Source organism: Kitasatospora sp. NPDC093806, from assembly GCF_040683335.1.
Taxonomy (GTDB): Bacteria; Actinomycetota; Actinomycetes; order Streptomycetales; family Streptomycetaceae; genus Kitasatospora.
Genome location: NZ_JBFBDO010000006.1, coordinates 102,722 through 127,439, shown reverse-complemented (window position 1 = coordinate 127,439; position 24,718 = coordinate 102,722). Strand labels below are relative to the sequence as shown.

15 protein-coding genes are annotated in these 24,718 nt (G+C 75.5%); 5 read left to right on the top strand and 10 right to left on the bottom strand.

Translation table 11 applies throughout. The features are described 5' to 3' along the window. Positions 1 to 7: 7 nt before the first annotated feature. Complete coding sequence (locus AB0N76_RS06510) at positions 8 to 1,084, bottom strand: GAF domain-containing protein (RefSeq protein ID WP_363553785.1); 1,077 nt, start codon at positions 1,082 to 1,084, stop codon at positions 8 to 10. A gap of 446 nt (positions 1,085 to 1,530) precedes the next feature. Between AB0N76_RS06510 and AB0N76_RS06505 the strand changes: the two genes are divergently transcribed. The 5 genes from AB0N76_RS06505 (at position 1,531) to AB0N76_RS06485 (ending at position 6,874) form a co-directional block, all read left to right on the top strand. Then, positions 1,531 to 2,802: an acyl-CoA dehydrogenase family protein gene (locus AB0N76_RS06505; RefSeq protein WP_363553831.1), complete on the top strand. Its 1,272-nt coding sequence runs from the start codon at positions 1,531 to 1,533 to the stop codon at positions 2,800 to 2,802. A gap of 379 nt (positions 2,803 to 3,181) precedes the next feature. Continuing rightward, complete coding sequence (locus AB0N76_RS06500) at positions 3,182 to 5,347, top strand: ATP-binding protein (protein ID WP_363553783.1); 2,166 nt, start codon at positions 3,182 to 3,184, stop codon at positions 5,345 to 5,347. After that, positions 5,347 to 5,778 (top strand): roadblock/LC7 domain-containing protein, encoded by a 432-nt coding sequence (locus AB0N76_RS06495; protein ID WP_363553781.1) that lies wholly within the window; start codon positions 5,347 to 5,349, stop codon positions 5,776 to 5,778. Before AB0N76_RS06500 ends, AB0N76_RS06495 begins: the two co-directional genes overlap by 1 nt. Continuing rightward, positions 5,775 to 6,155 carry a DUF742 domain-containing protein gene (locus AB0N76_RS06490; protein WP_363553779.1) on the top strand — a complete coding sequence of 127 codons (381 nt, stop codon included), beginning with the start codon at positions 5,775 to 5,777 and terminating at the stop codon, positions 6,153 to 6,155. The genes AB0N76_RS06495 and AB0N76_RS06490 overlap by 4 nt, the downstream gene beginning before the upstream one ends. A gap of 146 nt (positions 6,156 to 6,301) precedes the next feature. Continuing rightward, the gene (locus tag AB0N76_RS06485) at positions 6,302 to 6,874 is read left to right on the top strand and encodes an ATP/GTP-binding protein (protein ID WP_363553777.1); all 573 of its coding nucleotides are present in this window, start codon (positions 6,302 to 6,304) and stop codon (positions 6,872 to 6,874) included. 29 nt (positions 6,875 to 6,903) lie between these two features. Here the strand turns inward: AB0N76_RS06485 and AB0N76_RS06480 are convergent, their stop codons facing one another. From AB0N76_RS06480 to AB0N76_RS06440, 9 genes are all read right to left on the bottom strand, one after another. Further along, positions 6,904 to 7,374, bottom strand: a complete 471-nt coding sequence (locus tag AB0N76_RS06480) for a MarR family transcriptional regulator (RefSeq protein ID WP_363553775.1) — start codon at positions 7,372 to 7,374, stop codon at positions 6,904 to 6,906. 125 nt (positions 7,375 to 7,499) lie between these two features. Continuing rightward, the gene (locus AB0N76_RS06475; protein ID WP_363553773.1) at positions 7,500 to 9,626 is read right to left on the bottom strand and encodes a hypothetical protein; all 2,127 of its coding nucleotides are present in this window, start codon (positions 9,624 to 9,626) and stop codon (positions 7,500 to 7,502) included. Next, positions 9,623 to 13,522 (bottom strand): DUF5682 family protein, encoded by a 3,900-nt coding sequence (locus tag AB0N76_RS06470; RefSeq protein WP_363553771.1) that lies wholly within the window; start codon positions 13,520 to 13,522, stop codon positions 9,623 to 9,625. The genes AB0N76_RS06475 and AB0N76_RS06470 overlap by 4 nt, the downstream gene beginning before the upstream one ends. 135 nt (positions 13,523 to 13,657) lie before the next feature. Next, the gene (locus AB0N76_RS06465; RefSeq protein WP_363553769.1) at positions 13,658 to 14,854 is read right to left on the bottom strand and encodes an AAA family ATPase; all 1,197 of its coding nucleotides are present in this window, start codon (positions 14,852 to 14,854) and stop codon (positions 13,658 to 13,660) included. Further along, complete coding sequence (locus tag AB0N76_RS06460; RefSeq protein WP_363553767.1) at positions 14,851 to 20,160, bottom strand: hypothetical protein; 5,310 nt, start codon at positions 20,158 to 20,160, stop codon at positions 14,851 to 14,853. Before AB0N76_RS06460 ends, AB0N76_RS06465 begins: the two co-directional genes overlap by 4 nt. Then, the gene (locus AB0N76_RS06455) at positions 20,157 to 21,002 is read right to left on the bottom strand and encodes a DUF4132 domain-containing protein (RefSeq protein ID WP_363553829.1); all 846 of its coding nucleotides are present in this window, start codon (positions 21,000 to 21,002) and stop codon (positions 20,157 to 20,159) included. Before AB0N76_RS06455 ends, AB0N76_RS06460 begins: the two co-directional genes overlap by 4 nt. Positions 21,003 to 21,149: 147 nt before the next feature. Further along, complete coding sequence (locus tag AB0N76_RS06450) at positions 21,150 to 22,391, bottom strand: PQQ-dependent sugar dehydrogenase (protein WP_363553765.1); 1,242 nt, start codon at positions 22,389 to 22,391, stop codon at positions 21,150 to 21,152. Positions 22,392 to 22,590: 199 nt separating this feature from the next. Then, positions 22,591 to 23,394 (bottom strand): ABC transporter ATP-binding protein, encoded by an 804-nt coding sequence (locus AB0N76_RS06445; RefSeq protein ID WP_363553763.1) that lies wholly within the window; start codon positions 23,392 to 23,394, stop codon positions 22,591 to 22,593. A gap of 164 nt (positions 23,395 to 23,558) precedes the next feature. Further along, positions 23,559 to 24,593 (bottom strand): ABC transporter substrate-binding protein, encoded by a 1,035-nt coding sequence (locus AB0N76_RS06440; RefSeq protein WP_363553761.1) that lies wholly within the window; start codon positions 24,591 to 24,593, stop codon positions 23,559 to 23,561. Positions 24,594 to 24,718 lie beyond the last annotated feature (125 nt).

The window sequence follows — 24,718 nt, the reverse complement described above, 5'->3', positions numbered from 1 at the left end:
CCCGTGCTCAGCCCGGCAGGACGAGCCCGGTCTCGCCGGCGCCGAGGCCCGGGCGGCCGGCGGGGGCGGCGCCGTTCTGCTGGAGCCGGTCGACCAGGAGCGCGGCCAGCGTGCCGAGTTCCTCCTCGGTGCGGGACTGCGCGGTGACGTCCATGCCGACCGTCAGCACACCGTTGACCTGGCCGGTGCGCGCGGTGCGCAGCGGGGTGCAGGTGAAGCTGAAGATCTGCTGGATGCGCTGGGCCTCGGGGCGGACGGACTGGATGCGGACGTCGTTGAGGACGGTGGTGCGGCCCGTGTGGTAGGCCTCGGAGACCGCCTGCTGGAGGCCGGCGGCGCCGAGCTGGGGGTAGGCCTGGCCGATCGCGCCGTACGCCGCCGGGGCGCCGAAGATGTCGGCGTGCTGGGCGTTGGCGTAGCGGATCTCCTGGCCGGGCCCGTCGGTGAGCATGATCGGGAAGGGCGAGCCGTCGAAGGCCGCGAACATCTCCTGCTGCTGGGCGAGCAGGTTGTCGCGCAGCCGGATCTCGGAGAGCAGGGCCTCGGCGAGGTGCTGGATGTCGCGCAGCCGCTCGCGGCCCCACTGGCGGGGTTCGCGGTCGAGCACGCAGACGGTGCCGATGACGGTGTTGGTGTCGTCGACGAGCGGGGCGCCGAGGTAGGCGCGCACGCCGAGTTCGTCGACGACCGGGTTCCCGGCGAACCGGGGGTAGGCGAGGATGTCGTCGAGGGCGAGCGGGGAGCGCTGGGCGACGACGTGCGGGCAGAAGCCGTGGCTCAGCGGCATCTGCCGGGTCGGGAGGTCGAAGGCGATGCCGCGATCGGCCCAGGAGGAGCCTTCGTCGGTCACGACGTCGGCCGAGTTTGGCGGAATGTAGAGCCCCCGGAACATCTGGCGCTCGTCGTTGATGAAGTTGACCATCGCGATGGGGGCGCGGGTGATGCTGGCGGCCAGGTGGGCGAAGCGGTCGAAGGCCTCGTCCGCCGTGGGTTCGTTGAGACCCAGGCTGCGCAGCCGGCGGGTCCGCTCGGATTCCCCGGCGGCACCCGGGAACTGGCCTTGAGTGCTCATCACATCAGTCATGGCGCACATGTAATCAGACATCCGGCGCTTTCCGCGCTCCCGGGCCCTCCCGTTCTGGCTTGCTGATGCTCAGTCAAAGCCGCATGTGGACGATGAGGCGGACGGGTGGGAACGGGACGGGAACCGGCCGGGAAAGCGGGGGAAGATCATTGCCCCACCGTGGGCCGTTTCAATCCTCGGCCGTGCTTGGGCGATCCGAATCCCGCCAATCCAAGATCCACTCTGGAGTGACCCCGATGCACATATGACAATGAGCCCTGCCGAAAAACGGCGGTCCCCAAGGGCAGCGTGGGCCACCGCCGGCTCTTCCGCACGCACCGGCTGCACTGGGGCATCCGGCCGCCACCTCATCACCACCCCCCACCCCTCGGCGGTCGGAGCGGATCGGCTGCACGGACGGAGGCACAACCACCGAACGACCCGAACCGAGAGGACCCGGCATGGCGATGGACTACTTCACCGACGAGCGACACGAGAGCCTCCGTGCGGAGGTGCGCGAGTTCGCGGAGAAGGAGGTGCGCCCGCAGGTGGCCAGAATGGAGGCCGACCGCCAGGTCGAATTCGAACTCTCCCGGGAGATCGCCCGCCGGGGATGGATCGGCGTCACCATCCCGCGCGAGTTCGGCGGACTGGGACTGGGCCACCTGGCCAAGACCGTCATCGTCGAGGAACTGGCGCGGGTCAGCGGCGCGATGGGCGCGATGGCGCAGGCCTCGCAGCTCGGCGTCGCCAAGGTCATCCACTTCGGCGACGACGCCCAGCGCCGTCACTGGCTGCCGAAGTTCGCCTCCGGGGAGTCGCTGCCGACGATCGCCGTCACCGAACCGGAGTCCGGCGGCCACGTCCTCGGCATGACCGGAACCGCCCGGCGCGAGGGCGACGAGTACGTGCTCAACGGCCGGAAGTGGTTCGTCGGCAACTCGCACATCGGCGACGTGCACGGCGTGGTGTTCCGGACCGGCCCGGGCAGCAAGGGGCTCTCCGCGTTCCTGGTGGAGAGCGACCGCCCGGGTTTCCGCACCGGCGCGCTCGGCTCGCAGAGCGGCCTGCACGGCTTCAGCTTCGGCGAACTCGTCTTCGAGGACTGCCGGATCCCGGCCCGCAACCGGCTCGGCCTGGAGAGCCAGGGCCTGGACGTCGCCTACTCCTCCTCGACCCTGTACGGACGGCTGAACCTGGCCGCGGTCGCGCTCGGCATCCACGTGGCGATCGTCGAGGACACCGTGCGGTTCGCCGAGGGGCGCGTGCTCTACGGCAAGCCGCTCTCCCAACTGCCCAACATCGCCCTCAAGCTGGGTGAGATGCAGTCCCGGCTGATGACCGCCAAGCTCGCCGCGTACCACGCCTCGCACCTGCTCGACCACGGCAAGCCGTGCGACGCCGAGCTGATGAACGCCAAGCTCATCAACACCGAGTACGCGCTGGACTCGGCGCGCAACGCGATGGAGATCCACGCCGCCCGCGGCCTGCAGGCGGAGTTCCACATCGAGCGCTACCTGCGCGACGCCACCCACGTCTACCCGCCGGCCGGCACCTCGGACGTCCAGCGGCTGCGGCTCGGCCAGGTGGCTTCGGGTACGTACGGCAAGCAGTGGTCGGCCGAACTGGCCGGCCTGGCGAGCTGGGCGTGGACCGAACTGGCCGAGCGCGAGGCGCGGGCCGAGGCCGAACTGCACACCGGGTCCGCCGCGGTGCTGCGGATGCCGCTGGCCGGCTGAGCCCCGGAGACCGGGGCGCCGCAGACCATCGCTTTTGACCTGTCCCTGACGGCTTTCCGGCGATCGGCCCCCGGTCACCGGAAAGCCGTCCGGCGTTTCCCGCAACTCCGCTGACCAGGGCCGATCCCCGCTCCGGCGGCCCTCCGGCGACCCTCGGGCCGAGTCATCGCCCGTTCACATATCGTCAGTTGATGTTGCCGAGAGGGCACCTGGGGCTGGTAGCGTGCCTGCAGTCGGCGGCCGTGCTACACCCGTCCGGACGGTGACTCCGCGTCACCACCTCCGGCGACCCTCCGGGCCCGCCGGCCGTGGCGCCCCCGAAACCGCGGCCGGACCGCTCACGGGCCACTCGCCGTTCAGCCCTGCTACAAGGAATCAGATGCCAGGCATATCGGCCCCCCGCACGGGCCACCGCGCCGGCCGGTCCGGCTCCCTCCGCAGCTCGCTCCTCGCACTCGCGCTGGTCCCCTCCCTCGGCCTCGCCGCCGCCTGGGGCTACGCCGCCTACCTGCTGCGCGACGCCGGAGACCGCACCGCCCTGTACGGCGGCAGCGCGGTCGTCGCCGTCGTGCTGCTCTGGAGCCTGATCCGCGGCGTCCGCCTCGCGCGCACCGTCCCGGCCCGGATCTCCGGCCTGCACTCCGACACCCTGGTGCTCGCCCAGCACGAGATCCCGCAGGTCGTCAGCCGCCTCCAGGCCGGCGAGTCGCTCCCGACCCCGCCCGCCTGGGCGCCGCCCCGGCGGATCGGCGACGAGCTCCAGCAGACCTCCGACGGCCTCGCCGCCGTCCGGCAGGCCGCCGTCGCCGCCATCATCCACCAGGCGCAGGGACGCGAGGGGACGAAGAAGGTCTTCCTCAACATCGCCCGGCGCACCCAGATCCTGATCCACCGGCAGATCAGCATGCTCGACGCCCTGGAGCGCGAGCACGAGGAACCCGAGCTGCTGCGCGAACTGTTCGCCGTCGACCACCTCGCCACCCGGATGCGGCGCAACGCCGAGAACCTGGTCATCCTCGGCGGCGCCCTGCCCGCCCGGCGCTGGCGCAACGCCGTGCCGATGGTCAACGTGCTGCGCAGCGCCGTCTCCGAGACCGAGAACTACGCCCGCGTCGTCGTCCAGGGCGTCCCCCGCGCCTCGCTCAGCGGCCAGGCCGTCGCCGACGTGATCCACCTCGTCGCCGAACTGATCGAGAACGGCACCACCTTCTCCCCGCCCTACACCCAGGTGCAGGTCTCCGCGCAGGAGGTCCCGAAGGGCCTGGCCGTCGAGGTCGAGGACCGCGGCCTCGGCATGGGCGAGGACGAGTACGAGCGGCTCAACGACTACCTGGCCAACCCGCCCGAGCTGGACGTCTCCGCGCTCGGCGACGACCTGCGGCTCGGCCTCTTCGTGGTCGCCCGGCTCGCCGCCCGGCACGACATCCAGGTCACCCTGCGGCCCTCGCCGTACGGCGGGACCCGGGCCGTGGTGCTGGTGCCGGCGCTCCTGCTGGAGCAGCCCGAGCAGCCGGCCTCCCTCCCCGGCCTGCCGGCCGGCGCCCGGGTCACCCGGACCCCGGTGCCCGAGCCGCTGCCGGGTACCGGGCCGGACGCGGACCTCGGCGAGATCGACGAGGAGCTGTCGGGCGCGCTGGCCGGGGTGCTCAGCGGGCTGCTGGGCAGCGGGCCGACTCCGGAGGCGACCGGGACGGGTGCGGGTGCCGGGGCTGGTTCCGGGGTTGGTGCCGGGGTTGGTTCCGGGGTTGGTGCCGGGGTTGGTTCCGGAGTGAGCGGCCCGGTGGCGGAGCTGTTGGCGCCCGGTGGGGGTCTGCTCGGCGGAGGCCTGCTCGATGGAGGCCTGCTCGGCGGGGCCGCGGACGGCGGGACGCTCGACGGCAGTGTGGTGATCGGGGAACTGCTCGCCCGCTACCCCATGGGCGGCTCGCGCTCCGAGGACGACCCGACGGTCAACGGCGGCCTGCCGGTGGGCTCCCCGATCCCCGGGCTGCCGGGCGCGGTGGTCGTCCCGCGGCCCGCCCTGCCCCGCCCGTACGACGAGTCGGCCGGCGGACCGGGCCCGGACGGAGCGCTCGCCGCTGCCGCCGCTGACGGTGGCCCGGCCGGGGCGGAGGCCGAGGTGTCGTCCGACGGCTCCGGAACGCCCACGCACCAGCGCGCCGAGGAGGCCCCCTTGGACCACGGCCCCGACGGCGAACTGCGCACCCCGCGCGTCCTGCCCCAGCGGGTCCGCAACGCCAGCCTGGCCGAGCAGTTGCGCGAGGCCCACGCGCCCGGTGCGGCGTTCGGCCAGCCGGGGCCCTACGGGCAGCCCGCCGCCCCCGCTCCGTACGGACCGCCCGGCGCGGGCGGCCTCACCGGCCCCGGCCCGTACGGGCAGCCCGCCGGCCGGCCCGTGGACGACGCCTCGCCGCAGCGTTCGCGCGCCACCATGGCCGCCATCCAGCGCGGCACCCGCACGGCCCGGGCGGCGGCCCCCGACTCGGACGCACCGGCAGCTCCCCCCGCGCCGGCCGCACCTTCCGCAGCTAAGGAACAGCAGTGATGACGCAGCACACCGACACCCAGCGCGACCTCAACTGGCTGCTGGACCAGCTGGTGGCGCGGGTCCCGGAGACCCGGCACGCCATCGTCCTCTCGGAGGACGGCCTGCTGGTCGGCCTCTCCCAGGGCCTGGACCGCGCCGACGCCGAGCACCTGTCGGCCGTCGCCTCCGGACTGCAGAGCCTCGCCCGCGGCGCCGGTCACCGGTTCAACGGCGGCCGGGTCCGGCAGACCGTGATCGAGATGGACCAGCTGTTCCTGTTCGTCACCACCGCCGGCCAGGGCGCCCGCCTCGCCGTGCTCACCAGCGAGGCGGTCGACGCCGGACTCATGGCCTACGAGATCAACATGCTGGTCAAGCAGGTCGGCCAGTACCTCACGGCAGCGCCGCGCAGCGACGCCGGCCTGGCGGGCGCAGGTGGCGGTGCGTGACCGTCGACGCCGACGAGGCCTGGTTCTTCGACAAGGACGCGGGCCATCTGGTCCGCCCTTACGCCATCACCAACGGGCGCACCGGCCCGGTCCGTGACGGCTTCGCGCTGATCACCCTGGTGGTCACCGCCGACCCGCGCACGGACACCAGCCGGCTGACGCCCGAACCGGCCGCGATCCTCGACCTCTGCCGCGAACGCCCGCTCGCGGTGGCCGAGATCGCGGCCAGCCTGGACCTCCCGGTGAGCGTGGTCAAAGTACTGCTCGACGACCTCGCCGAGGCCCGGATGATCCTCACCCGGGCACCCGTCCAGCTCGCCGAGGCCCCGGACATCTCGCTGATCCAGGCCGTGATCGAGGGCGTCCGCCGGCTCTGACCTGACCGGCGTCGTGCCGCGGTGGTGCAGCGGCGCAAGCAGCGCAGTGGCCCCACCGCTCGATCCGTCCCTGTCGTTTCCTGCCCTCGTTCAGTTCCCTCCCATTCAGTTCCCTCCCAGTTCAGTTCCCTCCCAGGAGACCCGACGTGACGACCCAGAGCCTGGTGCCGGGCGCGGTCAAGATCCTCGTGGCCGGCGGCTTCGGCGTCGGCAAGACCACCATGGTCGGCTCGGTCAGCGAGATCGAACCGCTCCAGACCGAGGAACGGATGACCCGCGCCAGCATCGGGGTCGACAGCCTCGAAGGCGTCCAGGGCAAGTCCACGACCACCGTCGCGATGGACTTCGGCCGGATCACCATCCGCGAGGACCTGGTGCTCTACCTGTTCGGCACCCCGGGCCAGTTCCGGTTCTGGTTCATGTGGGACGACCTGGCCCTCGGCGCGCTCGGGGCGATCGTGCTCGCCGACACCCGCCGGCTGGAGTCCAGCTTCGCGGCCGTCGACTTCTTCGAGCAGCGCGGCATCCCGTTCGCCATCGGCGTCAACTGCTTCCACGGACGCCGCGACTGCACCCCCGACGACGTCCGGCGCGCCCTGGACCTCGACCCCGGCGTGCCGGTGGTGCTCTGTGACGTCCGGGAGCGCGCGTCGAGCAAGGAACTGCTGCTCGCGCTCCTCGACCGGGTCCACCAGGACGCGCTCGCCACGCGTCCGTGAACCCGGCCTAGGAGGCGGGTCCGGAGCCCTCAGAGCGCCTTGACCGGGGCCGCCGGGGTCAGCTCCAGCTCGTACAGGGACCGGACCAGCGGCGCCAGCTCGGGGAGGTCGGCGGCCTTGGTGAGCGTCGCCTCCAGGGTCACGTCGTGCAGCGGCCGCGCGGCCGCGAGCAGTTCGCGGCCCTGCGGGGTCAGCTCGGTGTAGATGCCGCGCCGGTCGTCCGCGCAGAGGTAGCGGCTCAGCAGGCCCCGGTCCTCCAGCCGGCTCACCAGCCGGGTGGTCGCGCTGCTGCTCAGCGCGGCCGCGCGGGCCAACTGCTGCATCCGCATGTGCCAACCGTCCTGCCGCGACAGCGCGTCGAGCACCGTGTACTCGACCACCGAGAGCCGGTGCTCGGCCTGGAGGGCCTTCTCCAACGCCGAGTCGATCAGCCCGTGCAGCGCGGCGAGCGTGCGCCAGCCGCTCGCGCGGATCTCGGCGGCATCGTCCTGGATACCCATGGCTCGCCTTTCTGCGCAGGTCGTCACGGCCGCCGACCGAGGGCGGTACGACAACCGGTCGAACGTCTTACGTTGTTCAAGTATGCCATTTGGCGCTGCTTACCTGCTTGTGCAAGTACTTCTCCTTATGGGTGGGATGAGTTCTCTGTCCGGGCCGGACGGGCCTCGGTCGCGCCGGCGGACCACGCACTCGCGCACAGCGCCGCGGCCAGCTCCTCCTCGTACCAGGCCGCCGCCAGCCAGGCGGCGGCGAAGGCGTCGTGGTCCTCCGCGACCACCCGGCCGAAGACGTCCCGCGGCTGGTCCACCGCCGCCGCGCGCAACCCGTCCAGCAGCGACGCGCCGGTCACCAGTCCCGCCGACCGTAGCCGGGACCGGTCCTCCTCCACCGACCGCGTGCCGACCGCCGTCCGCGCGCCGAGCGCCAACGCCGCCCGGCCGCCCGTCACGGCCTGCTCGACCCGGCGGGTGAGCAGGTGCACGGGGGCGGTGGGGCGCTCCGGCTCCCCTGCCGTGGCCGGGGTGCCGGAGGTGGCTGTGGATGGGGCGGACGGGGCGGATGGGGTGGAGGGGGTGGAGGGCGAGGACGGCGAGGGCGGGAAGGTGAGGTCGGCCGTCTGGAGGCGCTCCAGGCCGAGGTTGACCCGGCCCGCCCGGTCGGCGGGCAGGGCCAGCGACGGTGCCGGTGGGGCGGGTGAGGCCGGGGCGGGGGGCGACTGGTCCGGGGCGGTGGGCAGTTCGGCGATCGCGAGCAGCCGCAGCTCCGGGTGGGCCGCCCGTTCCAGTCGGCCGATCACGCGCAGCCGCAGGCCCGGGGCGGTGGCGAGCAGCGCCAGGTTGGCCCGGTGGGCCAGCCCCGGGTGGTCGTGCGCGGCCCGGAAGGCCACCACCGCCCCACCGCACTCCGCCAGCAGTCGCGGCTCCCCGCCCGGTCCGCGCGGGACCGCCCCCAGCAGCGTCACGTCCAGGAAGATCAGGTCGCTCCCGGCCGGCCGGGCCTCCGGCGGCAGGGCCTCGGCCGCGAGCGCCCGCTCCACCTGGGCGGCCGGCGGCTCGGCCCAGAGCCCCGCGAGCGGCTCCGCCGTCCACGCCGCCCCCGCCGCCCGGACCGCCAGGACCGAGGCACCCGCTCCCAGCCGCCCGGACGCCGACCGGGTCGCCCCCTGCACGGCCAGTCCGGCCCGGGTGAACTCGCGGTGGCTGAGCGCGGCATCGCCCAGCCGGATCACCCGGTTCCCCGACCCGACCGCCTGCGGGGCCGCCTCCGTGGCGTCGGAGTGCGGCATGATCTCGGCGATCGTGTGCAGCCCGCCGCCCGCGTCCACCGCCCAGGTCAGCACCCCCGCGTGGGTGGCCGTCAGCACCGGCTCGGCGAACAGCCCGTACAGCCGCAGTCCGCCCGCCGGCGCGTACGCCTGCCGGGCCACTCCGCGCAGCTCCGCGACGGTCGGCCCTTCGGCAGCAGCCCCGGTGGTGGGAGCGGTGGTCGGGACGGTCGCCAGGGCCGTGGTGAGGGCGAGGAGTTCACGCAGGCCGGCCACCAAGTCGGCGAGCCGGTGGTCCGGTTCGCCCGACCTGGCCGCGCGCACCCGGGTGACCACCGCCACCGCCGCTGCCGCCGGCCGGTGGAACCCGGCCAGCCGGGCCCGGTGCGCCGCCCGCAGCAACTCCGCCTGGAGCACGGCCCCCGCACCGCCCACTCCGGCCGCCAGGACGGCCGCGCCCGCCCGGTGCAGCTGACCGACGGCGGCCCGTTCGGCGGCGGTGAGGACGTCCGCGACCGGCGCCCCATCGGCCGGGGCTGCGGCGGGGTCGGCGGCGCGGTGGGCGGTGGGTGAAGCGGACGTGAGAGCGGCCGGGGCGCCGGCGGCCTCGGGTGCCGCCGCGCCCGGGGAGTCCGGGGAGTCCGGGGAGTCCGGGTCGGCCAGCGGGCAGACCGTGACCGCCGCCGCCCGGTGCACGCAGGCGGGCGCCAACAGGCAGCCGCAGCGCACGTCGGACTGGTCGGCGACCACCCCACCCGGCGCGTGCAGGACGAGCACCGCCTCCTCGTCCACCGCGATCCGCCACTCCTCGCCGACCCGCTCCACCGGCCGGCCGGCCAGCTTGGCGGCCGCGGCGTCCAGGCGCTTCTGCAGCCGTGCCGACAGTCCGGCCACCACCTCGGCGACCACCTCCGGCCGGACGGCCGGCCAGGCCGCCTGCGTCCCCGTTCCCATCTCCGTCGCCGTCCCCGTCATCGCCTCGGTCATCGGACCTTCTCCCCCACCCAGCGGGCCAGTTCCAGCGGGCTGAGCGCCGCCACCGGCATCCCGGCCGCGACCAGCTGGCCCGCGACCGCCTTCGAGTACCGGGCCGTCCCGGTGTCGTCCAGCGCGGCGCAGCCCAGCACATGGCAGCCGGCGTCGACCAGCGCCCGGGTCTGCGTCAACAGCCCGCCGACCGGGCCGCCCTCCTCGAAGTCGCTGATCACCGCGACCAGCGTGCGGGACGGCACGGTCACCAGCTCCCGCGCGTACTTCAGCCCGGCCGCGATGTGCGTACCGCCGCCGATCCGGACCTCCAGGAGCAGGCCCAGCGGGTCCGTCACCCGGTCGGTCAGATCCACCACCTCGGTGGAGAAGGCCACGAAATGGGTGCTCAGCGAGGGCACCCCGGCCAGGATCGACGCGGTCAGCGCCGCCCACACGGTCGACGCCTCCATCGAGCCGGAGACGTCCACGACCAGGATCAGCCGCCAGTCGGAGGCCTTGCGGACCCTGGTCCGGAACACCGGCCGCTCCGGCACGATCACCATGCCCGCGCCGGTGTCGGTCCCACCGGCCGGGTCTTGGGAGGCCGGGTCCGGGGCGGCCGGGCGGGCGGTGGCGAGGTTGGCCCGGATGGTCCGGTGCAGGTCCAGGCCGCCGCCCGGACGCCGGCTCGGGCGCGGCACGCTGATGCCGGTGAGCGCCGGGCGCAGCCTGGTCGCCAACTCGCGCGTCAGCTCGTCGACCAGCCGCCGGACCAACGGCCGCAGACCGGCCAGCCGGGCCTCGGGCAGGCCACCCGCGTGTTCCAGGACGGTGCGCAGCAGGTCGACGGACGGGCGGACGGCGCCCGGATCGATCGCCTCCAGCGCGTCGCTCCGCCCCCGGGCGACGGCAGCGGCCAGCACCTCCTCCCGGATGCCCGGCCCGAACAGGGCGGTCAGCTCCTCGGACCACTCGCGCACCCCCGGGTACGGCGCCTCGCGCCCGCCCCGGTTGCCGCCCGCGCCGCCCCGCCCGTCCAGGCCGGGGCCGGAGCCCTCGCCGTGCCCCGTCCCGTACAGCTCGTCGAGTGCGGTGGCGAGGCGGGCGGCCCGGCCACCGAGGCCGCCGTTGCCCGGTCGGCCCAGCAGCAGCCGCCAACGCTCGGCCGGGCCGAGGGCGTGGCCGGGCGAGGGGGTGGGGGTGGGGGTCGAGGTTGGGGAGGGAGTGGGGGTGGGCCTGGGGGTGGGCGTGCGCGCTGCCGCTTCCGGTTGGAGAGCCGGGAGAGCCGGGAGAGCCGGGAGCAGCCTGCGGCGGCCGAGGGCGGCGCGGACGGCCAGGTCGGCGCGGGTCCATTCGGCGAGCAGGGCCGGTGGCACCTCGTCGGGGAGCGTGTCGAGTCGGGTGCCGAGGCGCTCCTCGACCAAGAGTAGCAGCCGGTCTCGGGCGGCCGGGCTCAGCGTGTCGAAGCCTCCGCGCAACGCGGGCAGCCGGTCGAGGAAGGCGTCGTCCGGCAGCGCGACCGCCCGCTCCAGCACCGGTTCGAGCACCTCGGGGGCGGTCGCGAACAAGCCCTCGGCAGCCGTCAACAGCCCGGCCAGCGACCGCCCCAGGGCGTGCCGGACCTCGGGGCCGGTCGCCCCGTCGATCCAGGAGGCGGCCCGGGCGCCGAACACCGTCGGCTCCTCCTGTCCGAGCAGCACCCGGACCGCACCGGCCGCACCCCGGATCAACGGGCTGCCGCTGTCCGCGAGTTCGGCGAGGGCATGGCCGAGTCGCACGCCTCCGGAGAGGTCGGCCCGCCGCGCCAGTTCCACCAGCGCCCGCGCATCGGCCGCATCGTCGGAACCGCCCAGCCCCTCCAACTGCCGCACCGCAGCCGCCGTCACCACCTCCCCGGCAGCGACCAGAGCGACCACGAACGGCGCCTCGTCGACAGCCGACCGGGTCGGCCCGGCAGGCCTGGCGAGCTCGGCGTGGTAGACGGGGTCGGCAGACCCGGCGGGCTTGGCGGAGTCGGCAGGGTCGGCAGGGTCGACGGCGTCAGCGGTGTCAGCGGTATCGGCGGACTCAGTCGGCCCGGTGCGCTTGGCGGACTCAGCAGGCTCAGCGGAGCCGGCTGGCCCGGCGGGCATGCTGGGGGTATGCCGGGCGGTGGTGGTGAGGCGGTCCAGGAGGGCGAGGGCGTCTAGGAGTTCGGGGAGGGTGCCGGTGCCGGGGAGGACGGCGGTGAGCTGGGCGAGGCGGGTGTCGGCCAGGGCGGGCAGCCCGCAGGCGGCGGCGTCGGCCAGGCCCTGGAGGACCTCGCGGGCCGTCGGGCCGTCCGACTGCCGTTCGCGGCGCAGCCGTTCGCGCAGCGCTCCCTCGGCCGCCTGGGCCGGGGTGACGCCCCGGGTGCCGGCGACCGTCAGCATCGCGGCGACCGCCGGGGTCCAGCGGACCCGCCAGCGGGTGGTGAGGGTCTCGGTGCCGCCCGCGCCGGTGGTGCTGACCGGTTCGGCGTACGGGACGCCGCAGGCGGTGAGGCGGTGCAGGAGGAGCTCGCGGCGCCGGTCGAGGGTCGAGCGGAGCGGGTCGAGCCGGAGGTCGCGCGGGGTGGGCTCGGCGGTGTCGTCGGGGCCGGGGAGGCCGAGGTCGGCGAGCAGCCGCTCGACGGCGGGGGCGAGGCCGCTGCGCGGGGCGGCCGGGGTGGGCCGGCCGGTGCGGGTGCCGACCAGGACGCGTTCCAGCGCGCGGGCCACCGCTCGGCCGCGGCCGAGCGGTTCGCCCTGGGCGAGGACGGTCTGCACCGCCTCGACGAGTTCGCCGCGACCGGGGACGGAGAGCCCGCGCAGCCGGGCGAGGTCCCCGGCGAGCCGGACCACCTCCCGGGCGTCGGCCGGTCCGGAGGGGTGGTCCTGGCCGCGCAGCGCTTCGCTGATCCGGACGGCGGTGCGGGTGAGCGCCTCGGCGAGCCGGTCCGGGTCGCCCGCCGCGTCGAGCACGGTGTGCTGCCACTCGGGGTCGCGGATGCCCGCCGGGTAGCCGGAGCGGGCGTCGAGCAGCGGGTAGGTGTAGGGGATCAGCGAGATGACGTGGCCGTCGGACGCGGTGGGGTCGGCCGCGGGCTCGGCGGGGTCGTCGGCCGGGCCGGTCGGGGTGAGCGCGGGGGCGTGGAAGGCGCCGATCACGGCGGCGACCCGGCGGCCGTCCGCGCCCGCCTGCCGGATGCGGTCCCGCATCCAGGCCTCGCGCCGCAGGTCGTACGGGTCGACGCCGGGCCCGTCCTCGGCGTCGCGGCGCAGTGCCCAGCCGACCAGCAGGGCGGCGCGCCGGACGGCCTCGGGGGTGGAGCCGGGGGCGGCGGTCTCGACGAGGCGGTCCCAGAGGTCCTCGTCGTCGTCGCGTCCGGTGAGGCGGTGGCGGAGGACGTCGGCCACGCCGGGGCCGGCCGGTGGGGCTTCCCGGTCGCGGTGGCCGTACTGGTCGCGGAGGGCGAGCGGCAGGTCGCAGGCGATGGTCTCGACACCGTTGCGGCGGGCCCAGCGCAGGGCGGCCAGCTCGGGCGAGAAGTCGGCGAAGGGGTAGAAGGCGAGCCCGGCGGTGCCCTGGCCGGTCTCGGTGCCGTCCTCCCCCGCGCGGTCGGCGGCGGGAGCCGCGGCGAGGGCGACCGGCGCGTGGGTGGCCTCGTCGGCCAGCCGGTCGAGCCAGGGCTGGAACTCGGCGGGCAGCTCGACCAGCAGCACCTCGGGCTCGACCGCGTCGAGCAGGGCGGGCACGACGGCGCTGAGCGAGGGGGCGTGGTGGCGCACCCCGATCAGGTAGGGCCCGGGCGTGTCGAGCCCGGATGCGGCGAGTCGGGCCGCCTCCGTCTCGACCAGCCCGCGCGGGTCGTCGGGGCCGAGGGCCACCCCGCCGGGCGGCACCGCGCTGCTCATCTGTTCACCTTTCGGGGTGTCGGTCATCCGGGTTCGGAGGTTCGGGTTCGGTCGTTCGGGTTCGGTCGTTCGGGTTCGGTCGTTCGGGTCCGGGCCGTGCCGCCGGGTGGGCGGCACGGCCCGGGTGGCAGGGAGTCAGCTCTCCAGGGCGGAGCGGAGGTCCCAGAGGGTGCGCCAGGTGGCGGCGCCCTGTTCGGCGCGCCGCCGGACCGGGCCGTCCCAGTAACCGAGGAGCCGGGCCGCGTCGGTGGGGTCGTCCTTGCGGACCACCCCGATCAGCTGGCCGGGGAGCCGCCCGAGCAGGTCGCCGCCGTCCGGCAGGTAGGCGGCGGAGACGCCCAGGGCGGTGGCCACCGAGACGGCCTCGGCGGTGCTCATCACGGTCGACGGGCGTTCGACGTCCCAGCCCTCGGTGGAGCGGCCGGTGCGCAGGTCGCGGAACGCGGTGACCAGCGCCTCCAGCACCGCGTCGTCCACCGCGTAGGCGGCTCCGGCCCGGGCGACGGCGGCGGTGGACTGCCGGCGGACGAGCTCGACCTCGGCGTCGAGGCTGCCGATCGGGCCGACCGTCTCGAAGTTGAACCGCCGTTTGAGCGCGGCGGACATCTCGCTGACGCCCTTGTCGCGCAGGTTGGCGGTGGCGATCAGGGTGAAGCCGGGGGCGGCGTGCAGCTGGGCGTCCGGGGTGCCGGCCAGCTCGGGGACGGCGACCCGCCGCTCGGAGAGCAGCGAGACCAGGGCGTCCTGGACCTCGGGCAGGCAGCGGGTGACCTCCTCGACCCGAGCGACCGCGCCGCCGGTCATCGCGGTGAGCACCGGCGACGGCACCAGCGCCTCCCGGCTGGGGCCCTTGGCGAGCAGGAGGGCGTAGTTCCAGCCGTACTTGAGCTGGTCCTCGGTGGTGCCGGCGGTGCCCTGGACGGTCAGCGCGCTGGTGCCGCAGACGGCTGCGGCGAGCAGCTCGGACAGCATCGACTTCGCGGTGCCGGGCTCGCCGACGAGCAGCAGGCCGCGCTCGCCGGCGAGCGTGACGACGCAGCGCTCGACGAGTGCCCGCTCGCCGACGAACTTCTGCTCGATGGCCAGGCTCTTCCGGCCGGCCTTGAGCTTCTCCCCGCCGCTGCCCATCACGAAGGTGACGACGGCGCGCGGGGTGAGCCGCCAGCCGGGCGGGCGCGGTCCGGAGTCGTGCGCGGCGAGGAACTCCAGTTCGGCCGCGTACTTCTCCTCGGGCGGGACGACCTGCCGGGCGGCGGGCCCGCCGCCGGTGGCGGTGCTCGGGGCCGTGCCCGTGGTCGGGTCGGTGCCCGTGGTCGGGGCGGTGGTGGTCATCGGCGGGCCTTCCTGCGCTTGCCGGTCTGGAGCTGTTCGAAGCCGGGGGCGTCCCCGTCGGTGACGCGCTGCCAGGCCCGGGTGAACAGCTCCGGGACGGCGAGGTGCGGCAGCGCGGCGTGGTGGGTGGGCAGTTCGTAGAGGCCGGCCTTCCAGATCTCGGCGGGCAGGCCGGGGGACTTGGCCTCCTGCCAGCCGCCGGGGAGGAACAGGGTGCGGCCTGCCCGGGCCCGCTTGGCCTCCAGGACCAGCCCGGTGGCGGCGAGTTCGGCGCGGGCCTGCTTCAGCCGGGCCGGCTTCCAGCCCGTCCAGCGGGCGACGTTGCGGTCCGTCGGGTCGGGCAGCGCGAGCAGCTGGAGGTAGAGCACGGCGGCGTCCTCGCCGAGCCCGTGGGCCTTGGCGGCCTCGGTGACCAGCTCCGGCACGCTGAGCAGCGGGTGGTGCGGCCAGTACTCGGCGGTCTCGGCACCGTCTGCGGAGTCGGCGCCGTCCGGGGTGGCGGGCAGGTCGGCGGGCGGGGCTACCAGCCGGTCCACTTCGCCCTTGAGGATCACCTCGATGGCGGAGCGCTGGCCCGTGAACCACCAGTTGCCGGAGATGCCGTCGAGCAGTTCCAGCACCGGGTCGTCGGCGCCCGTGAGGCCGGCCGGCCGCAGCCAGATCCGTTCCGTCCCGTCGCGGCCGGGCGACAGCACGAGCGCCTCGCCGCAGCGGACCAGCCCGTCCGCGTCGGCACCGCCCTCGGCGGGCAGGCCGAAGCGGGTGCGCAGGACCTGGGAGACCGGCTCCTCCTTGCTGGAGCCGTAGTACTCGCACGGCAGCAGCAGTTCGGGGTCGGCGAGCCGGGTGCGCAGCGCGGCGGCGGCCGACGGGAGCAGCGGGCGCAGCGGGCTCCGCTCGGGCAGGTGGTAGGCGAGCCAGCGCAGGGCGGCGACGGCGCCGGCGAACGCGCTGCCGACGGGCAGGGCGGCCGGGTCGTCGGGGGCGAGGCGCAACGCTCCGCCGTTGTCCTCGTCGGGGCGGAGCCGGTGGCGGGTGGTGCGGCTGAGCCAGGGGGTCCGAGAGACGTTGAGGATCTCCTCGATGGGTCCGATGCGGGCACCGCTGACGGTGGCCTGGGCCTCGGCGGGCAGGGTGACGAGCGGGCCGAACCGGTCGATCCAGCGCGCCGCGCCGGCGGCCGTGTCGGGGCCGTCCGTCCAGAGCGACTCGGGGTCGGCGGGGAGCAGGGCCGCCCAGGTGTCGGCGAGGACCGCCCGGTCCCGGTCGCGCAGCCAGTCGCGGGCGGCCTTGGCCTCGCCGGACTTGAGGCCGTACTCCTTGAGCGTCTCGGCGGGCAGCGGTGTGCCGTACCACTGGGCGAGGGCGCTGGTGGGGCTGAGCAGCAGGGTCGCGCGGGTGGCGCCGATCCCGGTGCGCGCGCCGAAGTCGGCGGCGCGGTCGACGCGGTGGGAGATGGCCCCGCGCTCGGCGAGCAGGGTGGTGAAGCGGGCGACCCAGTCGGCGGTGAGGGTCTCCTCGGTGCCGCGCTCCTCGGCGGTGCCGAAGTGGGCGATCGGGCCGAACCGGCCGCTCGGGTCGTGGTCGACGGCGAGCCAGTGGGCCTTGTCGTCCTGGTGGCGGCGGCAGCCGAGGACGACCACCGTGCGGTCGCCGTGCCGCCAGACCTGGCCGGCCCGCTGCTCGTGCTTGCCGTCGCCGGCGGTCGGATCGGTGAGCGGCTCGGTGAGGGTGAGCTCGCGCAGGGTGGCGCCGCGGTCGGCCAGCGGTCCGGCGGTGAGCTCGGTGAGCAGCAGCGCGAGCGTGGCGCGCGTCTCGTCGGGGGTGAGCGGGGCGGCCGCCGTGTAGGCGATGGTGCCGAGCCGGCCGAGCAGGTGGAGCCAGCCGTGGTGGATGTCCTCGCCGTGCAGCGGGATGCGGGCCGGGTTCGTCCAACCCTCGCCGGTGGCCGTCGGGGGCTCGGCGAGGAGGGTGGTGACGGCCCGGAGGTTGTTGATCACCCGGTAGTGGGCGCCCCGCTGCCAGCCGCGTCCGAAGCCGCCGACGCCGGGCAGCGGGAGGCCGACGGCCTCGCCGAGGTTGTGGTCGGTGCCGTGCTCGGGGCGGTGGGCGTACTCCTCGGCGTCGCCGTTGGCGCCGCTGCGCTCGGCCTCGGGCTGCGGGAGGTAGCGGGCGACCCGGTCGAGCAGGCCGGCGGCGGTGCGGGCGAGGCCGGTGACGCCGGCGAGCAGTCGCCGGTCACCGATGCCGGGCAGGATCTCGGCGACGGCGTCGAGCGGGAGCTCCTCCTCGGCCTTGCCGCTGCTGACGACCGGTCGGCGAACGCCCTGGACGGTGATCCAGCGCTGCTCCGCGGCGGGGACGGGTTCGGCGTCGGCCGGCCAGGCGGCGTCGATCAGACGGCCGGCCTGGTCGCCGGTGACGGCGCGCAGCAGGTGCGAGCCGGCCTCGTCGCGGGGGCGCAGGCTGTGCCAGTGGGACAGCGGGGGCACCAGGGCGGTGCCGGCGGCGGTCGGGCCGCCGGGGCGGCAGGGCTGCACCTCGCTGGTGGCACCGGTCGGGTCGGTGCCGACGACGGTGGGGGAACCGGTAGTCGGGGCGCTGGTGGTCGGGGCGCCGGGGGTCGGGGCGCCGGGGGTCGGGGCGGTGGCCGCGTCGACGGGGGCGTCGATGGCCAGGGCGAGGCCGAGGCGCTCGCCGGGCAGCTCGACGAGCACCGGGTGGGCACCGCCGGGCAGGGCGAGCCGGCCGACCGGGATCGTCCGGCGCCGGCCGCCCGCCGCGCCGGACCGGGTGAGGACGAGCGTGGTGCCGTCGGCGGTGCCGGTGGTGACGCGGTCGCCGTCGATCCGGGCCCAGTTGCCGAGGACGGTGCCGTCGGTGCCGAGCGGGGTGTCCGCCAGGCCGGGCTGGAGCGGGAACAGCGCGGTGTGGGCGAGGTCGAGCCGGCCGGCGGCCGCGGAGGCGGCGATCCGGGGCGGTTCGGCGGTGCGGCCCAGGGTGCCGGTGGCGGGGTCGAGTTCGGTCAGCACGCCGCCGCCCCGGCCGTACCGGACGGTCCAGTGGCCGGTGCCGTCGCCGAGCACGCGGTGCTCCTCGGGCATCCGGGTGTCGCCGACGTGCAGCGGGCGCTCGCCGGTGCTGCGGCCGCCGCCGGGCAGCGGGAGGGACGGCTCGCCGGTCTCGTCGCCGCCGCCGTAGTAGCGGGCGATGGTCTCGCCGCCGAGCTGGAAGGTCTCGGCGGGCCGGCCGGACCAGTAGGCGTGCTGCCTGCCCTCGCGGAACCAGGCGACCAGCAGCTCGCCGTCGACGAAGCGGAACCGGGGGCGCTGCCAGCTCTCCAGCTTGTCGGGGACGCGCAGGGTGTGTTCGAGCACGATGCCCTCGGGGCCGGCGACGACGACCTGGTTGCCGAGGGCGAGGATCAGGTGCGGCCAGGCGTCCTGCAGCAGCAGTCCCTCGGGGAGGGAGTGGCCGGAGTCGACACCCGGGGCGGCCTTGCGCTCGACGCCGAGCCGGGCGAGCGCCTCTTCGAGGGCGGGCCAGCCGAGTTCGTCGAGGATGCCGCCGCGCAGGGTGCGGGCGAGCAGTCCGGCCACGTCGAGCTGGGCGATCCGCTCGGCGGCGGCCGGGTTCTCCTTCCGGATGCCGGTGCGGCTGCCGCTCAGCTCGCGCAGCAGGGCGTCGGCGCTCGCCAGACCGCGGGCGGCGACGAGCTCCTCGACGCGCGCGTCGGACCACTCGACGAACAGCTCGCGCAGCACCGGCAGGGCGGCCGGGCCCCGGCTCTCGGCGGCGTCCCAGACGGCCGGGACGGCGGCACGCAGCGCGGGCCGGAAGCGGGGGTCGGCCGCGAGGGCGGCCAGGGTGCGGCCGTCGGGGCCGGAGGCGGCGACCCAGTCCTTGAGGTCGAAGCCGTGGCCGGGGGCCGGGTCGGCGACCGGGACGCCTGCGGCGAGCAGCAGGTCCAGCAGGTCGAGCTGGGTGGCGCTGCGGCGGACTCCGGTGAGGAGGTCGACGGGGACGCCGTCGGTGCGCAGGCGCTCCGTCATCCGCGCGGCCAGGGCGGTGGTCTCGGCGCTGATGCCGTGGGTGCGCCAGCCGCGGCCGAGGTGGCCGGTCCAGCGCTGGAGCCAGTCGGCGGCCGAGACGGTGGTGGCGCCCTCGGTGTCGGCGGTGTCAGCGGTGGCGGTGGCGGTGGCGGTGGCCGGGTCGGTGAGCAGCCGCTCGGCGCCGCACTCGGCGAGCGCGGCGAGCCAGGCGGCGTCCTGCGCGTTGCGGTCGACACCGGTGCCGGCCGGGTCGGGCAGGATCTCCAGCAGCCGGGCGCGGACGGCCGCGTCCTGGCGGCCGAGCTCGATGACGGCGGTGTGCCAGGTCTTCCAGAAGGCACCGGGCGCCCGGTTGACGGCGGGTGAGGCGAGCAGCTCGGCGAGCAGCGCCCGCTCGTGCTCGTCGCGGTCCAGGCCGGCGGCCTTGAGCAGGGCGCGGGCGTCCTCCGCGACCCCGGCGTAGGGGGCCATCCCGGCGGCCGAGCGCTCGGTGCACAGCTGGCGGAACCGCTGCCAGGCGGTGAGCGGGTCGAGCCGGCCGCTCAGCTCCTTGACGTACTGGCGCAGGGCCTTGACGGTGAGTGCGCCGGCGAGGGCGAATTCGAGGAAGACGGCGCGCAGCCGCTCCTCGTCGACGGTGAGGTTGTGGGTGCGCTCGGCCTCGCGGGCCTTGCCGAAGTAGGTGCCGGCGTAGCTCTGGTTGCCCTGTTCGAGGAAGATCCGGCCGACCTGCTCGCAGTAGGTGGGCAGGAAGTGCGGGACGGCGCGGCCGAGGCGCCGGGCGAGCTCCTCGAAGCCGTCCTTGGCGTGGCCGGGCTTGGACTTGGCCTGGCGGGCGAGCCGCTCCATCTCCTTGACCAGGGCGAGCGCGTGGTGGCCGTTGGCCGGGTCGTTGACCAGCGCCCAGGCGGGGAAGCCGAGCGCCTCCTGGCGGACCTGGCCGACCTCGGCCGGCTCGTCGGCGGGGACGAGGCCGAGGAAGTCGACGGCGGCGTCCTCGGCGGGGCCGAGCGCGGCGGGCACCAGGCGGACGACGCGGCGCCCGTCGAGCGCCGGGTGGTGGTAGCCGCGGGCGGTGAGGACGTCGGCGGCGCTGTCGGGCCCGCCGGCGTCGGGCAGGGTGCCGGGCGGCAGGACCGCCCCGGCGTCCAGCAGGCGCTCGTGCAGCTCGTGCAGCTCGCGACTGCGCCGGTCCTGCTCGGGACGGTCGGCGTCCGGGACGGTGACGTCCTGCGCGGATCCGGTGGTGCTCATGCGGCTTCCTCCCCTTCGATCGTGCGGCCGGCGTACAGTGCGGCGGCCATCCGCATCCCCTCGGACCAGGCGACCGGTCCGACCTCGGCCAGCGGCAGGACCTTGCCGTCCGGTCCGGTCCAGCTGAGCGCGCCCGTCTCGCACTCGTCGTACTCGTAGTAGTCGCCCACCCAGACCCGGGCCTCCAGCGCGCGGCCGTCCTCGACGACGGGCAGGACGGCGTGCCCGCCGCGGACCCGGTAGCCGAGCCGGGCGCAGCGCCCGAGCAGGTCGCGCAGCGCGCCGTAGTGGCCGCCGGCGTAGGTGTCGACCTCGGTGCCGGTGACGGTGTCGGGCCGCGGCCAGACCTCCCGGTAGAGCTGCTGGACCTGCTGGGAGACGCCGAGTTCGACGGCGAACTCGCGCAACTCGTCGAGGTCGGCGAGCAGCACCGGGTGGGGTATCCGCAGCTCGCCGTCGGTGAGCCGGACGGTGTCCCCGTCGAGGTCGACCAGGCCGATCCCGCGCTCGGCGTCGGCGCCGCGCAGGAAGCCGGCGACGGCGCCGTCCGGCCCGGTGACCACCAGGTCGCGCAGGACCTCCTGCCAGGCCTCGTCGGCCCAGACGGCGGTGACGACCGCGGCGGGCACGGGCAGCGACCGGACCATCCACCGCTCGACGGTCTCCAGGCAGCCGCGCCGGTGCGCGGCCAGCCACTCGGTCAGCTGCCGGAGCCCGGCGACCACCGGATCGTCGTTCAGCTTCGGCGGGACGGCCTTCAGCAGACGGCCCGCCGCATTGCGGCAGACCACCTTGCCCTCTTCGTCGAAGGCGACTTGATAGCCACCCGCACCCGTTTCCACCCACGCCACGGCCGCTCTCCTCCCAGTTGGTCGGTCAGTGATGGGAGGAACGTAACGGGACACACTGACAACGCGATCGGCGGGGAGGGCTGTTGAGCGGTCTGGTCGTTCAAACCGCTCGAACGGGTGATCCATTACCCATCGGTACTACCCGCCGTTGACGGTCAGCCGGAGGATCCGGTCGTCACCGGGACGCGGATCGCCCCGGCCGTCGGTGTTGTCGGTGACGAGCAGCAGCGTGCCGTCCCGGTCGGCGGCCACCGCGCGCAGCCGGCCGTGCTCGCCGGAGAGGAACGCCTGCGGCGGAGCGGCGGCGTGGTCGCCGTCGAGCTGGACGCGCCAGAGCCGTTCGCCGCGCAGGGCGGCGATCCAGACGGCTCCGGCGGCGTACGCGATGCCGCTCGGGGAAGCGTCGGCGGTGTGCCCCTGGGCGACCGGGTCGGTGAACTCCGGGCGGCCGGCGGTGCCCTCGACGGTCGGCCAGCCGTAGTTGCCGCCCGGGGTGATCAGGTTCAGCTCGTCCCAGGTGTCCTGGCCGAACTCCGAGGCCCAGAGCCGCCCTTGGCCGTCCCAGGCCAGGCCCTGGACGTTGCGGTGGCCGAGCGACCAGACCGGCGAGCCGGGGAAGGGGTTGTCGGGGGCGGGGGCGCCGTCCCGGGTGAGGCGGAGGATCTTGCCGCCGAGGGAGTCCCGGTCCTGGGCGAGGGGCTTGTCGCTCGCGTCGCCGGTGCCGGCGTAGAGGTAGCCGTCGGGGCCGAACGCGATCCGGCCGCCGTTGTGCCGCCCGCCGTGCGGGATGCCGGTCAACAGCGCCTGGGGGTCGCCGAGTTGGGCGCCGGCGGGGCGGCCGGGGTCATAGGAGAGGCGGACGATGCGGTTGTCGGCGGCGGTGGAGAGGTAGGCGTGGACCAGGTGGTCGGTGGCGAACCCGGGTGAGAGGGCGAGGCCGAGCAGCCCGCCCTCGCCGCCGGAGACCACGCCGGGGACGACGCCGGCCACCGTCTTCGCCCCGTCCTTGGCGGAGACCCGCAGGATGCGGCCGCTGTCGCGCTCGGAGACGAGGAGGTCGCCGTCGGGCAGCACGGCCAGGCCCCAGGGGGAGGCCAGCCCGTCGGTGACGGTCGCCCGGACCGTCGGCACGGGGGCCTGGCCGGGGGCCTGCGCGGAGGTCGGGGCAGCGGTCGGGGCGGCCGGGGTGGAGGCGGGCGCGGCCGTCGGGGTCGGCGCGGTGGGCCGGGGCGGCGCGGACGAGGCGGATGTCGTGGCGGCGGGTGCGGACGGTCCGGCGGCGCGGTCGGGCGCGGCGGACGAGCAGCCGGCGACGGTGGCCGATCCGACGGCGAGGGCGACGGCGAGGGGGAACAGGGCGGCGGCGGAGCGACGGAGCATCGGTGACCCCTGCGGGAGCGGCGGCGGGTGCGGCGGCGGCGCGGGCGCCCGGCGGACGCCCACTCAGCAGAACACACCACCGGGCAGCGCGGACCGCAACCCGCCACGCCCGCCCGGCCGGTCGAGTGGTCCGGGCGGGCGCGGCGGCCAGCCGGTCGGGCGGGCGCGGCGGTCCGGGCACCTCGGCCCGTCCCGGGGCTCAGCCCTTCGCGGCCGCCGGCGTGCGGCTGCCCGCGCGGGGGACGATCACCGGCGCGCCGTCGCCGGGGGCGGCGAGCACGTCGCTGTCGATGTCGTACAGCGCCCGGACCAGCGGCGCGTCGACCACCTCGCGCGGTGCGCCGCAGGCGACCACCGAGCCGTCGCGCATCGCCACCACGAGGTCGGCGTAGCGGGCCGCCGCGGCGAGGTCGTGCAGCACCATGACGACGGTCCGGCCGCCGGCCGCGACCTCGCGGACCAGCTCCAGGACCTCGACCGCGTGGCCGAGGTCGAGGGCGCTGGTGGGTTCGTCGAGCAGCACGACGGGGGCGTCCTGGGCGAGCACCATGGCGAGCCAGCAGCGCTGCCGCTGGCCGCCGGAGAGCCGGTCGAGGCGCCGGTCGGCGAACTCCTCGACGCCGGTGGCCCGCAGCGCCTCGGCGGTGAGCCGCTCGTCGTCGGCGGACCACTGCCGGAACAGCCCCTGGTGGGGGTGGCGGCCGTAGCGGACCAGTCCGGCGACGGTGACCGCCTCCGGGGCCTGCGGGCTCTGCGGCAGCAGTGCCACCCGGTGGGCGGCCTGCCGGGGGCGCAGCCGCCAGATGTCCTCGCCGCCCACCAACACCCGTCCGGCGTCCGGCCGGTGCAGTCGGGCGACGGAGCGCAGCAGGGTCGACTTGCCGCAGCCGTTCGGGCCGACGATGGCCACCACCTGCCCGCCGGGCACGGTGAGGTCGACGCCGCTCAGCACCGGGCGTCCGGGGCCGTAACCGGCCGCGAGGCCCTCGACCGTCAGCTCCATGGCGGGTTCGTTCCTTCGGTTGGGGTGGTGGTGAGTGACGACCGACGGCTGACGGATGACAGCTGACGACTGACAGATGACAGCTGACGGATTTCAGATATCAGATATCAGATTCTGTCATCCGTCAGCTGTCAGTCGTCAGCCCGTCATCCGCCGGCGCCGGCTCACTTCGCGGCGAGCGCCTTGCCGATGTCGCCGATCACCACGTCGGCCGCGAGCGGACCGCCGCGGGTGGACCAGACCGAACCGTCCACGGTCACGGTGTGGTTGTTCTTCACGGCGCCCAGCTCCTGGTAGGCGGGCTTGGACTGGACGTCCTTCAGCGCGGCCTTGCCGTCGTCGGTGAGGGTCGACAGGAACAGCCAGTCGCCGTCGATCTCGTTGATCTTCTCCAGGCTCAGCGCCGGGGTGTGCGCGTTGCCGTCCTTGTCCTGCGCCTTCGGGCGGGTCAGCCCCATGTCGAGGGCGACGCCGCTGGCGAACTGCTTCTTCTCCATCCAGCTCGGCCCGGTCGGGTTCCAGCGGACGATGGAGACCGCGGCGCCCTTGTTGGCGCCCAGCTCGCCGCCGGCCTTGACGGCCTTGGCGTCGTAGTCGGCGATGACCTTGTTGGCCTGGTCCAGCTTGTTGACGGCGTTGCCGATGCCGCGGAAGGAGAGCTTCCAGTCGTCGGTGGGCGCCATGGTGACCAGGGTCGCCGGGGTGATCTCGCGCAGCTGCTTGAGCACCTGCTCGTCCTGCATGTCGCCGGCCAGGATCAGGTCGGGCTTGGCCGCGACCACCTTGTCCATGACGGGCTGCAGCAGGTTGCCGACCACCGGGATGCCCTGGACCTTGTCCTTCAGGTAGGCCGGCGGCTCGTTGAGGCCCTGCCCGTTGGTGATGCCGACCGGCTTGACGCCGAGGGCGAGCACCGCGTCGAGGTCCTCCTGGGTCAGGGTGACGACGCGCTTGGGCTCGGCGGGGATCTCGACGGCCTTGCCGGTGGCGTCCTTGACGGTCCGCTTGCCGCCGGCCGCGCCGCCGTCGGCCGCCGGGCTGCCGGCCGCGGAGGAGGCGCCGGCCTTGTCCGCCGAGCCCTTGTCGGAGGAGCCCGACGAGCCGCACCCGGTGAGCAGGAGCGCGGCCGCCCCGGTGGCGGCCAGCGCCTGGACCGCACGGCGGCGGGCGAGGTGGAGCGGGCTCTGGGCGGTCGACATGTATGCCTCCGGGCAAAGGTGTTGCTGACAGGTGGTGCAGACGCTGGGGCCGGATCCGGACGAACCGAACGATCCGGTCCAGCACCGGACGGATCCGGCACGCGGCCGGGCGGCCATCGGACCGC

Excerpts from the sequence above, each read along its gene's own strand:
- AB0N76_RS06510 (WP_363553785.1), bottom strand. The coding sequence starts at position 1,084 with ATGACTGATGTGATGAGCACTCAAGGCCAGTTCCCGGGTGCCGCCGGG.
- AB0N76_RS06505 (WP_363553831.1), top strand. The coding sequence starts at position 1,531 with ATGGACTACTTCACCGACGAGCGACACGAGAGCCTCCGTGCGGAGGTG.
- AB0N76_RS06500 (WP_363553783.1), top strand. The coding sequence starts at position 3,182 with ATGCCAGGCATATCGGCCCCCCGCACGGGCCACCGCGCCGGCCGGTCC.
- AB0N76_RS06495 (WP_363553781.1), top strand. The coding sequence starts at position 5,347 with ATGACGCAGCACACCGACACCCAGCGCGACCTCAACTGGCTGCTGGAC.
- AB0N76_RS06480 (WP_363553775.1), bottom strand. The coding sequence starts at position 7,374 with ATGGGTATCCAGGACGATGCCGCCGAGATCCGCGCGAGCGGCTGGCGC.
- AB0N76_RS06475 (WP_363553773.1), bottom strand. The coding sequence starts at position 9,626 with ATGACCGAGGCGATGACGGGGACGGCGACGGAGATGGGAACGGGGACG.
- AB0N76_RS06470 (WP_363553771.1), bottom strand. The coding sequence starts at position 13,522 with ATGAGCAGCGCGGTGCCGCCCGGCGGGGTGGCCCTCGGCCCCGACGAC.
- AB0N76_RS06465 (WP_363553769.1), bottom strand. The coding sequence starts at position 14,854 with ATGACCACCACCGCCCCGACCACGGGCACCGACCCGACCACGGGCACG.
- AB0N76_RS06460 (WP_363553767.1), bottom strand. The coding sequence starts at position 20,160 with ATGAGCACCACCGGATCCGCGCAGGACGTCACCGTCCCGGACGCCGAC.
- AB0N76_RS06450 (WP_363553765.1), bottom strand. The coding sequence starts at position 22,391 with ATGCTCCGTCGCTCCGCCGCCGCCCTGTTCCCCCTCGCCGTCGCCCTC.
- AB0N76_RS06445 (WP_363553763.1), bottom strand. The coding sequence starts at position 23,394 with ATGGAGCTGACGGTCGAGGGCCTCGCGGCCGGTTACGGCCCCGGACGC.
- AB0N76_RS06440 (WP_363553761.1), bottom strand. The coding sequence starts at position 24,593 with ATGTCGACCGCCCAGAGCCCGCTCCACCTCGCCCGCCGCCGTGCGGTC.